General features: G+C 64.3%; 13 protein-coding genes. 8 read left to right on the top strand and 5 right to left on the bottom strand.

Going from position 1 to position 13532, the window contains the following annotated elements; genetic code table 11:
- Positions 1–79: 79 nt before the first annotated feature.
- A complete protein-coding gene (kbl, locus tag ACEN96_RS15975) occupies positions 80–1306 on the top strand; it encodes a glycine C-acetyltransferase (protein WP_495584077.1) in 1227 nt (408 codons plus the stop codon).
- A 21-nt stretch (positions 1307–1327) separates the two neighbouring features.
- Entirely contained in the window at positions 1328–2281 is a 954-nt protein-coding gene (locus ACEN96_RS15970; RefSeq protein WP_495584076.1) for an NAD-dependent epimerase/dehydratase family protein, read from the top strand.
- Positions 2282–2513: 232 nt separating this feature from the next.
- Here ACEN96_RS15970 and ACEN96_RS15965 read toward each other — a convergent pair whose 3' ends face one another.
- From ACEN96_RS15965 to ACEN96_RS15955, 3 genes are all read right to left on the bottom strand, one after another.
- The gene (locus ACEN96_RS15965; RefSeq protein WP_495584075.1) at positions 2514–2966 is read right to left on the bottom strand and encodes a hypothetical protein; all 453 of its coding nucleotides are present in this window, start codon (positions 2964–2966) and stop codon (positions 2514–2516) included.
- 242 nt (positions 2967–3208) lie between these two features.
- Complete coding sequence (locus ACEN96_RS15960) at positions 3209–3643, bottom strand: hypothetical protein (RefSeq protein ID WP_495584074.1); 435 nt, start codon at positions 3641–3643, stop codon at positions 3209–3211.
- A 21-nt stretch (positions 3644–3664) separates the two neighbouring features.
- On the bottom strand, positions 3665–4069 hold the full coding sequence (locus ACEN96_RS15955; protein WP_495584073.1) for a GFA family protein: 405 nt from the start codon (positions 4067–4069) through the stop codon (positions 3665–3667).
- Positions 4070–4157: 88 nt separating this feature from the next.
- Between ACEN96_RS15955 and ACEN96_RS15950 the strand changes: the two genes are divergently transcribed.
- Together ACEN96_RS15950 and ACEN96_RS15945 are read left to right on the top strand one after the other, a co-directional pair.
- Positions 4158–4640 (top strand): GreA/GreB family elongation factor, encoded by a 483-nt coding sequence (locus tag ACEN96_RS15950; RefSeq protein WP_495584072.1) that lies wholly within the window; start codon positions 4158–4160, stop codon positions 4638–4640.
- Between the two features lie 19 nt (positions 4641–4659).
- Positions 4660–5361: a glutathione S-transferase N-terminal domain-containing protein gene (locus ACEN96_RS15945; protein WP_495584071.1), complete on the top strand. Its 702-nt coding sequence runs from the start codon at positions 4660–4662 to the stop codon at positions 5359–5361.
- A 479-nt stretch (positions 5362–5840) separates the two neighbouring features.
- Here ACEN96_RS15945 and ACEN96_RS15940 read toward each other — a convergent pair whose 3' ends face one another.
- Positions 5841–9194, bottom strand: a complete 3354-nt coding sequence (locus ACEN96_RS15940; protein ID WP_495584070.1) for a hypothetical protein — start codon at positions 9192–9194, stop codon at positions 5841–5843.
- 559 nt (positions 9195–9753) lie between these two features.
- Between ACEN96_RS15940 and ACEN96_RS15935 the strand changes: the two genes are divergently transcribed.
- The 4 genes from ACEN96_RS15935 (at position 9754) to ACEN96_RS15920 (ending at position 13085) form a co-directional block, all read left to right on the top strand.
- A complete protein-coding gene (locus ACEN96_RS15935) occupies positions 9754–10434 on the top strand; it encodes a hypothetical protein (protein WP_495584069.1) in 681 nt (226 codons plus the stop codon).
- 105 nt (positions 10435–10539) lie between these two features.
- On the top strand, positions 10540–12081 hold the full coding sequence (locus tag ACEN96_RS15930) for a S8 family serine peptidase (protein WP_495584068.1): 1542 nt from the start codon (positions 10540–10542) through the stop codon (positions 12079–12081).
- Positions 12069–12320, top strand: a complete 252-nt coding sequence (locus ACEN96_RS15925; protein WP_495584067.1) for a hypothetical protein — start codon at positions 12069–12071, stop codon at positions 12318–12320. Before ACEN96_RS15930 ends, ACEN96_RS15925 begins: the two co-directional genes overlap by 13 nt.
- 180 nt (positions 12321–12500) lie before the next feature.
- On the top strand, positions 12501–13085 hold the full coding sequence (locus ACEN96_RS15920; RefSeq protein WP_495584066.1) for a hypothetical protein: 585 nt from the start codon (positions 12501–12503) through the stop codon (positions 13083–13085).
- A 39-nt stretch (positions 13086–13124) separates the two neighbouring features.
- On the opposite strand, the gene ACEN96_RS15915 is transcribed toward ACEN96_RS15920, so the two are convergent.
- On the bottom strand, positions 13125–13484 hold the full coding sequence (locus tag ACEN96_RS15915) for an Mpo1-like protein (RefSeq protein WP_495584065.1): 360 nt from the start codon (positions 13482–13484) through the stop codon (positions 13125–13127).
- Between the last annotated feature and the right edge of the window lie 48 nt (positions 13485–13532).

Genomic DNA, 13532 nt, shown 5'->3' with positions numbered 1-13532 from the left:
GAACACTTCCTTGATACTGCACGGCTGTTCGATATAGCGAACGCGTTCGATTTAACGGATTGTGCCGCAGGAGCACCGCATGACCAACACCGCCATCCCGACGACGCCGTCCACCGACGACTTCTACCGTCACCTGCAAAGCGAGCTGCAGGGCATCCGCGACGCCGGCCTGTTCAAGAGCGAACGCATCATCACCAGCCCGCAGGGCGCGATCGTCCGCACCAAGGACGGCCGCGAGGTCATCAACCTGTGCGCCAACAACTACCTGGGCCTGTCGGCCCATCCGCGGGTGCTGGAGGCCGCCCACGAGGCGCTGCGCACGCATGGCTACGGCCTGTCCTCGGTGCGCTTCATCTGCGGCACGCAGGACATCCACAAGGAGCTGGAGCAGCGCCTGGCGCGCTTCCTGGGCACCGAGGACACCATCCTCTACGCGGCCGCCTTCGACGCCAATGGCGGGCTGTTCGAGCCGCTGCTGGGCGAGCAGGACGCGATCATCAGCGACGAGCTGAACCACGCGTCCATCATCGACGGCATCCGCCTGTGCAAGGCCAAGCGCTACCGCTACAAGCACAACGACATGGCCGACCTGGAGGCGCAGCTCGTGGCGGCCCGCGCGGCCGGCGTGCGCCACGTGATGGTGTTCACCGACGGCGTGTTCTCGATGGACGGCACGATCGCGCAGCTCGACAGGATCCGCGAGATCACCGACCGCCACGGCGCGCTGCTGGGCATCGATGAATGCCATGCCAGCGGCTTCATGGGCAAGACCGGCCGCGGCACGCACGAGCACCGCAGCGTGTTCGGCAAGGTCGACATCATCACCGGCACGCTGGGCAAGGCGCTGGGCGGCGCGTCGGGCGGCTTCACGACCGGCCGCAAGGAAGTGATCGAGCTGCTGCGCCAGCGCTCGCGTCCCTACCTGTTCTCCAACACCGTGGCGCCGAGCATCGTCGGCGCGTCGATCGCCGTGCTGGACCTGCTCGAAGGCAGCACCGCGCTGCGCGACAAGCTCGAGGCCAACACCACCTACTTCCGCGAGGCCATCCAGCAGGCCGGTTTCCAGATCAAGCCGGGCACGCATCCGATCGTGCCGGTGATGCTGTTCGACGCCGTCAAGGCGCAGCAGCTGAGCGCGCGGCTGCTGGAGCTGGGCGTGTACGCGGTCGGCTTCTTCTACCCGGTCGTGCCGAAGGAGCAGGCGCGGGTACGGGTGCAGATCTCGGCGGTCCATGAGCGCGAGCATCTGGAAAAGGCGGTCGCCGCGTTCGCGCAGGCGGGCCGCGAGCTGGGACTGGTGAAGTAAGGCGCTGAGAAGAAGATTCCCATGACGACGAAGATCCTCTTGATCGGCGCGAACGGCCAGATCGGTTCGGAACTGGCGGTGGAGCTGGCGCGCCGGCACGGCAACGCCAACGTGGTCACGAGCGACGTCGCGCCGCAGGGCCGCGTGCCGCAGCTGACGCACGAGATGCTGGACGTGACGGACGCGGCGGCGCTGGCGTCGGTGGTCAAGCGCCATGGCATCACGCAGGTCTATCACCTGGCGGCGGCGCTGTCGGCCACCGGCGAGAAGCATCCGATGTGGGCCTGGGACCTGAACATGAAGGGCCTGCTGAACGTGCTGGAGCTGGCGCGCACGGTGAAGCTGGAGCGCGTGTTCTGGCCGAGCTCGATCGCGGCCTTCGGTCCGTGCACGCCCAAGCAGGGCACGCCGCAGACGACGGTGATGGATCCGACGACGATCTACGGCATCTCCAAGCTGGCGGGCGAGGGCTGGTGCCGCTGGTACCACGCCAACCACGGCGTGGACGTGCGCAGCCTGCGCTATCCGGGGCTGATCAGCTGGAAGACGCCGCCCGGCGGCGGCACCACCGACTACGCGGTCGAGATCTTCCACGAGGCGCTCAAGCACGGCCGCTACACCTGCTTCCTGAAGGAAGACCAGGCGCTGCCGATGATGTACATGCCCGATGCGCTGCGCGCGACGATCGAGCTGATGGAAGCGCCGGCGGAGCGGATCACGGAGTGGGGCAGCTACAACCTGGCGGGCGTGAGTTTCACGCCGGAGCAGATCGCGGCGTCGATCCGCCGCCGCGTCGCGGGTTTCGAGATCGGCTACGAGCCGGACTTCCGTCAGAACATCGCGGCGAGCTGGCCGCAGTCGATCGACGACACGGTTGCGCAACGCGACTGGGGCTGGAAGCTGGGTTACGACCTGGACGCGATGGTGGACGACATGCTGGCCTCGCTGAAGGCGCAGGCCGGGGCAGGCGGCTAGTCCGACGCAGTTCGCGCTCTGGCGATTGAGGTGAGCGAAGCTCCGCGCCTAGCGCAAAAGCGTCATGGCTTCCTGGCGGCTCGATCAGAACTCGGGGTTGCCGAGCGGGGCGCCCCAGGACTCCACGTAGCCGAGCAAGGACTCTCGCTGGATGCGGTCGCGCACCCGCCGGGCCGCGTACGCCGCTTCGTTCTCGAAGGGCAACGGGGCCCGATGTCGGTGTGACTGGACATTACGCGTGCGGCACATTGAACGTGCCACGCTCCAGGGTGCCGGTGAGCGCCGATGGCACACGGGTGCAATAGTCCAGTGGAAAGACGTTTTGATGGGACAGTCCAAGCCGTTTCAGGTTGTGCCGGGTCTCGGCGGCCGAATCGCCTTGCGAAAACAGGACCCGACCCTCAGTCGTGAGAAGCGCGATCGCTGCGACGTCGAATCCGCCATGGGTGTCGCAGAACATCACAGCGGGGTAGACCTGCCCACTGGCCAGCCTGACTGCCGCAGCGATACTGAGCGACGAGCTGTTCGCCGGCACGTTGCTCGTCGGCACAGGTTTCACCCAAGTTTCGTCCCGCTCTTCTCCAGCGTCCTCCTCATCGATGGCGAACTCCCAGACGGGAAACGCCTCGAGGTCCACCGCGGTGATTTCGTCGACCGGCTTGCGGGTGGTGATGGTGGGGGGCATGGGCTGCGCTCCAGAGTTTGACGGAAGAGTTGGCTTCAGGAGATCCCAGTAGCCGATGACGCGCTACGCAAGCGGCGATTTCCTCCATACCTCGGATATTGGCCGCATGAGGATAGCGACAGACTTGCGGATGGCATGTGAGTGAACTGGGGGGCCGGTCAGGCGCCCGATCTCGCGCGGCTTCGCGGCGGATACGTGGGCGCATGGCGATCTGCTGTCTGGTCCGTCACGGTTTCCGCGGATCAGGACCGAACGGGCCGATCCAACGATGTCGAAACCTGCTCGGCCGTGAGGCCGTAGAGCGAGAAGCCCAGGTTTGGAACAAAGGACCCGTCGATGGGTTCAGGATCGTGATCGAACAGCACACGGGCCCCGAAAGTTGCGCTGCTGTTCAAGCGGAGATGGTTTGAGGTCATCTCGACGACCTCACGGATCTTGGTCACGCGAAACCAGACCGTCCCCCACTGGGGAGCGTCAATCGCGACGAACCGTCCCGTCGCATCAAGTTCTGTCGCCAGCTCTTCGGGAGCGATCGTCCGAAGGTTTCGCTTGGACTCCTTCTTCTTGAGTTCGTCGTACAACAGAACGAACGGCGGCTCGGCGCGCGAAAAGCAGCGGCCGATCAGGAAGATCTGGTTTGCGTCGATGGGGCGCTTGGCACCGATGTCGATGTTCATGGCGAGTCAGCCAATGCGCGGTTATGCGCGATTGCGATCGGCCGGATGATTGACGCCGTCTTCCACGGGGACGTCCGGGATGGCAAACGGATTGACACCTTCCAGACAGCCGACGTTGAAGCCGTACTGCTCCGGGTTGGACCTGCGCTGGTGGTGCGTATAGATGCCGCAGATCTCGCAGAAGTAGTGCCGGGCCGTGTGCGTGTTGAACTGGTACAGCTTCAAATGCTCTTCACCCTTGACAATGCGCAGTCCTGACAGGGCCACGGATGCCACCACGGCGCCCTTTCGCCGGCAGATGGAGCAGTCGCAACGACGGGGTTTCTCGATGCCATTGGGAAGGGTCAGTTCCAGTTCGACAGCACCACAATGACAGGTCGCCCGATGCTTCGGGAGTATGGCAACTCCCCCGACTTCCTTGAGCATGCCGAATCCTTTATGACGATGCTTGGCCAAACGAGCTGCGGAATCGAGTTGACCGCAGTCCTGAGAAGGAAAACTCACTATAGCTCCCATGGATAAATTCTTGCTGCAGCAGCAAGTGCTGGAACGGCTCGCCGAAGACCTGCAGCACGTCGAACAGGCGGCGCGCGCGGCGCATGAAACGGCGACTCACGAAGAGAACATCGCCGAGAACAAGTACGACACCTTAGGTCTCGAAGCCGCCTACCTGGCCACCGGCCAAGCTCGCCGCGCCGAAGCCATCCGCCAGGCGATGGCCAATTGGCGGCAGTTCCGTCCCGGCGCCTACGACGCTGCGAGAGGCATACAGCTCGGCGCGCTGGTCTGCCTGGTCGATTCCAGCGACCAGCGGCAACATCTCTTTCTCGGCCCCGATGGGGGCAGCATGACGTTGATGAGCGACGCTCAGCTCGTTCAGGTCCTCAGCACCGAAGCCCCGTTGGCCCGAGCCATGCTGGGCAAATGTGAGGGCGATGAGGTATCGATCCAGGTCGCTGCCATCCGGCGGCAATTCGAGGTGCTGTGGGTTCAATGAGCCGCCAGCAGTCGCCGCAATGACCCGACCCCCGCAAGCATCGACGCTGACGCCTCCGGGGCCCCTTTCGCCAGCGGATGCCCAGTTGCCGCGGCTCTACACCTTTCGCCGATGCCCCTACGCGATGCGCGCGCGGATGGCCCTGTTGCAAGCCGGGCGGGCCTTCGAGGCTGTGGAGGTCAGCTTGCGCGACAAGCCGGCCAGCTTGTTGGCTTTGTCTCCCAAGGCGACGGTGCCGGTACTGCAGCTGCTCGACGGCAGCGTCATCGATGAGAGTTGGGACATCATGCGATGGGCACTGGCCACGTCCGATGCGCAGGGCTGGTGGGCGAGGGCGCAGTCGCCTGAGAACCTCGATCTGGTGCGGCGAAACGACGGCGACTTCAAGCATCACCTGGACCGCTGGAAGTATCCGCAGCGCTACGCGAGTGAGACCCTCGCGCCGGACGCGCACCGCGACAGGGCGGTGGATGTGCTGCTGCGACGGCTGGAAGCACGGCTGCTTGACGCACCGTTCCTGGGGGGCGCCAACCCCTGCGCCACTGATCTCGCCGTGTTGCCCTTCGTCCGCCAATTCGGCGCGGTGGAGCCGGGATGGTTTGCAACGCTGGACTTGCCGTCGGTGCGGTCGTGGTTGAACGGCTGGCTTGTCAGGCCGCTCTTCACGGCTTGCATGTACAAGCTGCCAGCGGAAGGTGCGAATCGATTTCCCACGCTCTGACTTTTGCTTGGGTGTCGGCACCGGGCTGGAGTTGACTTCCGCTTCAGGTTGATCTCGGTCGTTCGCCGATGGAGGCCCAAGCGACTGCTTTGCCAGAAGCGGTCAACTGACCCGCGGCAGCCTCACCGGCAGCTTGCCCCCCGGAGCCGGCCGTTCGACGCTCGCTTTGGCAATTGGGCTTTCGGGTTAACCGCTTCCAAGGCCCGCGACTGTCACCAGCATGAGCACTCGTAACGGGGCGGCCAACGTACCCACGCTTTCGCTAAGCCTGCTCAACGGCGGCGCATACATTCTGCCCACGAGTTCGTTGACCTGCTTGGGCGTCGACAGCTGCGCAAGGTGGCAGTCCATTGTTGTTTTTGCAGCCTATTCGAAAGCCGTCCTGACCTGCTCGGGATTTCGCGACAAGCCCCGGCCAACCGACGCTACCAGATTCACGCCGTCGACTACGAACCGATCGGCAAGCTCGGCTACGCGGCTCATCGCATCACCGACGGCGGTCGTGCATGCACTGTCACTTGAATCTCGACGACCGCTGACCTATCAGCAGCGTCCTGCCACTGCGCCTCCAGGTGAAATCCAGAATACGGGCCAGGTTTCACAACCAGCGCCTCGACTTCATCCATGGGCAACACATAGCAGGGACCGCCGGTGTGTCGCTGCAGGATTGGAGCGCCATTGATGTGCAGACGTTCGTCGCCATCAATACCTGAGCGCACGACCTGGTGCCTGGAGGGCATCGGCTGGCGGCCAGCCATTGCCCGGTAGGTGTCGGGTCGCAGTGCGATCGAGCCGCGGCCCGCCCACAACACAACCGCGGGTTCTCGCCCCACTGACCGCATTGCGTCAACAGCATCGCCCACGCGGTCAATGAATTCAGCGGCCTGACCTTCGTCCCAGACATCGTTGGTCCATTGGGGTTCGACGATCTCCGACGCACCATTGCGTTCGATGACCAAGTGCAAGGCCCGCGCGTCTATCCAGGCGCGGCAATGGCGCCCGTCGTCACGGCCAGCAGCCTCGGCGGACGCCTCGTTCCTGATGAGGTCCTCGCGATCATGTTTCAGCTGCAGGTTGACCAGCAACCCTTCGACCTCGCCCTTGATGACAGGTACCGCCGACCTCGATTCGTTGGCCTTGGGGACGAATGCGCCTTGGGCGAATCCAGACAGGTACGCTGCCTTGAGTGCGTCCGTCAGCACCGGAATCCGGATCGACATATTCCGGTACCAGGCAGCTTGCTCGGCAAGGTCCGCGCAGACCTTGCGAATGGCCTCGAGCTCCTCATCCGTGACTGGGCCTTTGCCCAGCCGCGACCGCAGTTGATCAACTACGTTGCGCTCTGCGGCACCAACGGCAAACCCGCCCTTGGAAAGCTCGGAGGACAACCGTTCAAAGAACTCGGCCGCGTTCTGTAGCGCTAGCGGCGATCGCCAGGCTCTTGCGAGCATCTGCGAAGCCTGCGCGGTGGCCGTGCTGACCACGCCGCGGCCCGCTGTGACGAGTATGGCCAATAGGCGGGCCCAGCCAACGATAGGTTCCGTGATGCCGAACCTGGGCAGGAAGCCGCCAAATGGCCAGCCACTGACGTCAGGTGCGTCTCGGTCGTGATGGGCCTGTCTCGAGACATGTTCGAGCTCGCCCCAAGTTGCGGTGTCCACGAATGCACCGTGGACAAGGCGCTCAAACACTTCGTCAAGCGTCGAGAACGACGCGACGGTTACGTCGCCACCTCGATGCAGCGGCTTGCCCTCAATCAAGGCTATCGCCATTCGCATGGACAGCGTCGCCCGCGCCCCGAATGCGTCTCCCGATGACTGCACTGCTTCAAGCAAACCAAGAACAAGGTGCAGACGCCTGGCTTCGTAGTAGCGCCTCAGCGCCAGGTCGATGGCTTGCTTTGCCACGTTGATGGTGGCAGGCTGGTTCGAGCTGACCAACGTCATCCGCGCGGTGGTCCAGTCCTCGCGTAAGAGGCTGAGTCCCACTTTGAGGAAATCAGGGTGGTATTCCAGGTAACCTGCCTCCCGAATGCCCTGTTGGAAATTGACCCACTTCAGAAAGAAATCGCAATACCGGGTCGCTGCCAGCTGATCCAACCGGGCGATCGCGCGAGTGAGTAGGGTCGCGGATTCGTTGAGATGAACGACCAGCACCCGGGCTCCGGTGGCCTCTTCGCGCCAGACCGCCTGCTCAGCGGCCGTTGCTGGGAGCCTGCTGCTTCCGCGTGCCTCCGTCCACGCACCCACCATGACGGCCAACAACTCTGCATAGAGGGCACGACTGGCCTCGGGAAGCACGGGTAAGGCCGAGGGATCCGTCTCGTCAACATGAACTTGGCGTTCCCACCATTCCGACAGGTGGTGATCCAACATGCCGAAGACGCCCATCGCCGGCTGGGCAATTTGAAGGTTCGGTGAGCTCAGCCCTATCAAGAGACTCTGCGTGGCGTGGGCGACAGCGCGGAAGAAGTCGGTCGAGTGCTGGGTGGTCTCGACGGCCTTGCGGGAGATCTCACGGAAGGCATCAAGCCACGTCCATACGATGGGGCGCGCCATCCAAAAATACTTTGGCTCCGGAAGCAGCGCCATGTTGTCTTCCTCGCCTGCCCCATTTACGAAGCGCCCCGCATCGATGAGTTCGGTGATGAGCTGGCGCATATCGCGGACGGACTCGGCTGCTTCAGCGAAGTTACCGCCGTCTGCGGTGCTGATGCTGGCCGACGCCAGCTCGGACATCAACTTCGACGTGGGGACACTGACGATGAGGCTGGGGCGGCGCGTGTAAATGAACGCCAAGCGGACCAACAGACGTTCCCATAGCAGCAGCGGCGGTCCGCCTTCGACGACGGCGAGCCGCTGCACGCCATCGGTTCGGCCCATCGTGGCGCCGATGTTGAGCGCAGCTTTGTTGAAGTCCGGTCGTCGCTTCGCTCGACGCAGCCATGAGCGCGCGGCAAGAGTCAGGAAAGGCATGTACAGCTCAGCCAACACCGATCCATTTGCGACATCGCGCTTGACCGATGAGATGCCCTCGCTACTGGACCAAAGTGGTCTGATTGCAGAAAGTCGGCGCTCCGGCCGCGCATTGGGCCCGTTCAAGGCCATCAGTTCCTGGTTCACCAGTCCCTGCTTGATACCGCCGTGGATCTCGTCCTGGAAAAATACGCCGATGGCCGCGGCCCAGAGCGCTTCCTGTTGCTCGTCGAACTGCATGAACTTCAGCGTCCGCGCGAGAAACCAGGTCGTCAGCACGATGTTCAGCGCGAACCAGAGACCGACGGCAGTCAGCAACGGCCGGAACAGAGTTGGCCACTCGGCCAATAGCAGTGGCGTAGCGAAGTACCCGGCTGTCAGGACCGCCAACAACGCTAGCGAACTGGCGCCGGCCGGGATGATGCCGCTGTCGAGCACATAAACCCTGAGCATGGCTTCGGCCTTGCCGCGCCCCTGTAAAAACGAGGTCACGAAGGACAGCACCAACGGGAAGACCAGCGCTACCAGAGTCGCCTGCACACCCCAAGGCACGCCGACGAACGCACCGACATCGACGTCGGCATCCAGCCACTTCTTCGGCATTGCCGGCAGATGTGGAGCCCAGCTCCCCATCAATTTCTCCAGCCACAGCCAACCCCAAATGCCCGTTGCTGCGCACAGCGCACCGGCGGATAGCGCAAAGAGGACTGGGTGACGCGCAGCCCAGTACATGAAGCTCCGAATCCAGCCCGGCTTGTAGGCGCCATGCGTGCGGTTTCCGCGCAGAGATGCTTTGTGCGCCGAGCGCGCACGCCACGACGCGGATCCAGGCAGCAGTGAAATCAGGTTGGCCAGCATGCGGGAATGTCAGCCGAGCAGACCATAGTCACTTCTTGATGAAGACGCACTCGAAGTTCAAGACTGGCGTCGGCCGGTTGCCGTTTGTGTATGGATTTTGATGCAAGGCGATCGCCTTGCAGCTTATCTGCTTGGAGCAGCTCACGGCTTGATGCCCGCTTCGCTGCTGACAAGGGCCGCCGCCGTTGGGACAGTGTTCGGTGCGCCGATGGTCGCTTCGGAGCAGTTGCCGTGACGCTGCCTGCCGACAGCGATGAACTCCACCCACTGCACCGCAGCCATCAGTCGTGCCACGGGCCGGTGGCGGTGGGGCGATCTGAGATGGTCGTACGCCCGTGTGGCGGTGACTCAGCCGTTGCGAGCGCTTCGGCATCATTTAACGGCCGGTCTAACCATCAGGCCGGTCGGTTGGGGGGTGACGCGGCCTGCGTCTGGACGACCGGAGCGCGCTGAGAATCGGTCGCGCGACGGGGAGCGCCGACCGACCGAGAACGCTGCAGAGCCGCCCCTCTCACCTGGCGTAGAGTTCAACGCTTCGCTTCGAAACGCTTCGCCTGCCGTGTCCCGACTCGCCACTGAAATCCAACGTCTTTACGCCGCCGGTCCCGACGGATCGGTGCGCGCGCTCGTGCTCGATGTCGGGCGTCCATCGGACTGGGAACTGATGAGCGCCATCTGGCGCGGCGTGCAGCTCGATCTGTCGCTGCCGGCGCCCGGAATCGCCATCGCGGGGGAGAACAGCTATCAGCTGTGGTTCTCGCTGACGCGAGGCGTTTCCCCGGAGGCGGCGAAGGCATTCTTCGATGGCCTTCAGACGAAGTACCTGAGCGGCGTTGCCGCGTCGCGCGTCCGTTGCCTGACAGCGCCGCCGCCCATTCCGTCCGAGATCAAGGAAGGGCAATGGTCAGCGTTCGTCGCGCCGGATCTCGCGCCCGTCTTCGTCGAGGCGACCTGGCTGGATATCCCTCCTGGGGTGGAAGGGCAGGCGGACCTGCTCAAGGCGCTGAAGAGCATCACCCCTCAAGAGTGGGAGACGGCGCTGTCGCAATTGAGTCGAGAGGGGAGGCAAGACCCGGCCCCGGCAGCGGCCCCTTCGCTCTCCTCCACGCCGGAATCACCGCCGGCACTGGCGCCGGCCACGGCGTTCAGCGACCCCCGCGCCTTCCTGCTGCACGTGATGAACGATGCATCCGTGCCGATCGCGTCGAGGATCGAGGCAGCGAAGGCCTTGCTGCGCTGATCCACCCTTTGTGGGTGCCATGTAAGGAGAGCCGCGCCTTCCCACTGATTCGAGTGAAGTCTGCTCATTTCCAGTCAATGACAAGCGCTTCCGCGAGTGCAAGAGTTGCGTCCCTTCGATCCTGCGATTGAGCATGGGGTGCTGGAAATGAACGTTGAACTGCAGGCTGGACGCGCCTTGTTCGTCCTGTTGCCGCCAGAGCCGCCGAGGCGACTGAATCGCCTCGCTGTGAATGCAATGGGCGTGACGTCATCGCTCAATGCTGGACGCCGCTCCATGCCGATGGCGCCTTTGACGCAGGTGCTGCTCGACCTCGAAGTGTCGGTGATGGACCAACTGGGCCCTGGCGACGCGACGCTGGTGGCGTTGAATGCTGGCGAGCGAGCGTCATTGCTTCAGGCGCTGCCCGCGGTGAGGCTCGTGTCAGCGGAGTTTCTGGAGCCGATGTGGCTGCATCGCGCGAGGGTCTGCCCCGATCGGTCAGGAGTGGCCGGTTCAACGTCGTTCCTGGAAGTTCAGGTGGTCGATGCGAAGACCCGAAAGCCGCTTTCGGGTGTCGATGTCATGGTGCTGACGGATCGCGAGGCGCGTACTGGCGCGAGCGCCATGACGGACCGGCGCGGTCTGGCCGCCTTGCACCTGGCGTTCCCGCGGAGCGCCATCCGGTCCATCGAGGCGTATCCCAGGATCGGGCATTGGCCATCCTGGAGCACCGTTCGATCGTCCAACGGCGGACGATGTCTCATTGCCTGCATGCCTGTCGATCCGGCCGTCGCCGATGTTCGTCGGCATTTCGATCTTGAAGGCTGCGATGAAGATGGCCGTGGTGTCCGGGTCGCGGTCATTGATACCGGCTGCGACTGCCATCCCGATTTGTGCATCGCCGAAGGCAGCCGGAATCTGGTGAAGGGCGAGCCGGAGATGGACATCGCCGATGCGCTGGGTCATGGAACCCACGTCGCCGGCGTGATCGCGGGACGCGGCGCTCGCGGCCGAGGGATGCGCGGCGTCGCGCCGGCCGCGGATCTGCTGGTTTACCGCGTGTTCGGCCGAGGGGAGGCGACCTCGCTCTCCTTTGACGTCGCGAAGGGAATCCGGCAAGCCGTGGCCGACAGGTGCGATCTGATCAACCTGTCGCTCGGAGGCGCTGTCGACGTGCCGGACATTCACCGTGAAATCGAACTGGCGCGCGACCAGGGTGTCGTCTGCCTTGCTGCGGCGGGCAACGACTATCGGCAGCCGGTGTGCTACCCAGCGCGCTATCCAGCCACCATCGCCGTCAGTGCCTTCGGAAGGCAGGGCACGTGGCCGGAAGGCGCGGCCCAGTCGCTGGAGGATTCAGACCCTCGCGGTCACGATGCAAAAGACTTCATCGCGGCGTTCAGCAACGTGGGACGCGAGATCCAACTGACCGCGCCTGGCTTGGGTGTCGTCTCGACGAGCCCAGGCGGCTATGCCGTCATGGACGGCACGTCCATGGCTTGCCCTGTGGCGACCGGAGCAATGGCGCGACTGTTGAGCCGCCGTCCAGAGATCCTCTCGATGGATCGCACGCGCGATCGCGCCGACCTGATCGCTCGGCTTTCCCTCGGCGCTGAGACGATGGGATTTGGGGCCAACTATGAGGGGGCGGGATGTTTGAAGTAGCATGCCGCGCACTCATGGCGCGCTTTGTCATCACCTACCGCGGAAGGCATTCCCCGTCGAGCGACGAGGAGCAGGCGCTGTTGTCCGCGCTGGGTTCAACGACGGTGGTCGATCGCATGCCCGGTCTCTTGCTGGTCGAGGGCGTGGAGGCGACGGTCGCCGCAGCCGTCCAACGAAATGAGCGCTGGGCGTTCTCGGCTGAGGTTCGCTTGTCGCCTCAGCCGCATCGTCGACGCTGACTCGACTCCGGACAGCCAAAGGCTCGCGAGGACCATGGGCCGCCCTCGTCTCGCCAAGCCGTTCGCGCTTCTTTACCTTTCATTGCCGTTCACGCCGGCCACTCGTGTCGACTGCTTCGAATTCCGAGGCGTTGTGTCGTCGCAGGGCAGCCTGCATCTCCCACGAAAGGAAAGATCGATATGAAGTTCAACGCTCGACTGCTGACGGCCACCGTTCTGATGACTGCTTGCGCCGCGAGCTTCGCGCAGTCCACGGCCACGACCGTCCAACGCGATGTCAACCAACAGCGCCGCATCGACGAAGGCCTGAAGAGCGGCCAACTCACGGTCAAGGAAGCGGGGAAGCTCGAGCGCGAAGAGAGCCACATCGACAAGCTCCAGTCCCAGGACCTCAAGGACGGCCACCTGTCCGCCGCCGAACGCGAGCGCCTGCGCGCCGCGCAGAACCGCGCGAGCGCCGACATCACGAAGCTCGAGAACAACGGCCAGGTGGCGTCACCGAACTCGCGCTCCGCCAAGCGGATGGAAGCGGACGTCGAGCGCAACGCCAATCAGCGGCGCCGCATCGAAGCCGGCCTGCAGGATGGCTCGCTGTCCCGGCGCGAAGTGGGCGGTCTCGAGCGCGGGCAGGCCCAGGTCACCCACAAGGAAGCGGCGTCCGCTCACAACGGACACATCTCGCGCTCCGAGCAACTGCGGGTCCAACACGCGGAGAACCATCAGAGCGCCCGCATCCATCACGAACGGGACGCCGGCGCCAACTGATCGGGACCGAACGCGCCCGACCCCGCCGGCCTCGCCGGGTCAGAACGGGATCTTCCCGGTCCAGATGTCCTTGTACATGACCCAGTCGCCCATGAAGCTGTAGAGCGGGCGCTTGAACGAGGCCGGCTTGTTCTTCTCGAAGCCGAAGTGGCCGATCCACGCGAACGCGTAGCCGCACAGCAGCCCCACCAGCACGAAACCCCATCGCTGCGTCACCAGCGCATAGGCCAGGCACGCCAGCCCCAGCGTCGACCCGGCGAAGTGCAGCCGCCGGCAGGTCGTGTTGCGATGCTCCCCGAGATAGAACGGATAGAACTCCGCGAAGCTGCGCATCGCCTTCACGCGGTCCGCCGTCGTCTCCGAGTCATGCGGCGCGTGGGGCAGGGGGCTGGTGCTCATGGCGGTCTCCTGGCGAGGCCCTCTGTCGGGGCCCGCTCGCTGATTGAA

It is taken from the genome of Roseateles sp. Mitsp63 (assembly GCF_059491535.1).
This window is presented reverse-complemented; position numbering and strand designations above follow the sequence as displayed.

Bases quoted from the DNA above. Each gene is read 5' to 3' on its own strand.
- ACEN96_RS15920 (WP_495584066.1), top strand. From the start codon at position 12,501: ATGAAGTTCAACGCTCGACTGCTGACGGCCACCGTTCTGATGACTGCT.
- ACEN96_RS15945 (WP_495584071.1), top strand. From the start codon at position 4,660: ATGACCCGACCCCCGCAAGCATCGACGCTGACGCCTCCGGGGCCCCTT.
- ACEN96_RS15960 (WP_495584074.1), bottom strand. From the start codon at position 3,643: ATGAACATCGACATCGGTGCCAAGCGCCCCATCGACGCAAACCAGATC.
- ACEN96_RS15965 (WP_495584075.1), bottom strand. From the start codon at position 2,966: ATGCCCCCCACCATCACCACCCGCAAGCCGGTCGACGAAATCACCGCG.
- ACEN96_RS15950 (WP_495584072.1), top strand. From the start codon at position 4,158: ATGGATAAATTCTTGCTGCAGCAGCAAGTGCTGGAACGGCTCGCCGAA.
- kbl (WP_495584077.1), top strand. From the start codon at position 80: ATGACCAACACCGCCATCCCGACGACGCCGTCCACCGACGACTTCTAC.
- ACEN96_RS15915 (WP_495584065.1), bottom strand. From the start codon at position 13,484: ATGAGCACCAGCCCCCTGCCCCACGCGCCGCATGACTCGGAGACGACG.
- ACEN96_RS15955 (WP_495584073.1), bottom strand. From the start codon at position 4,069: ATGCTCAAGGAAGTCGGGGGAGTTGCCATACTCCCGAAGCATCGGGCG.
- ACEN96_RS15940 (WP_495584070.1), bottom strand. From the start codon at position 9,194: ATGCTGGCCAACCTGATTTCACTGCTGCCTGGATCCGCGTCGTGGCGT.
- ACEN96_RS15925 (WP_495584067.1), top strand. From the start codon at position 12,069: ATGTTTGAAGTAGCATGCCGCGCACTCATGGCGCGCTTTGTCATCACC.
- ACEN96_RS15970 (WP_495584076.1), top strand. From the start codon at position 1,328: ATGACGACGAAGATCCTCTTGATCGGCGCGAACGGCCAGATCGGTTCG.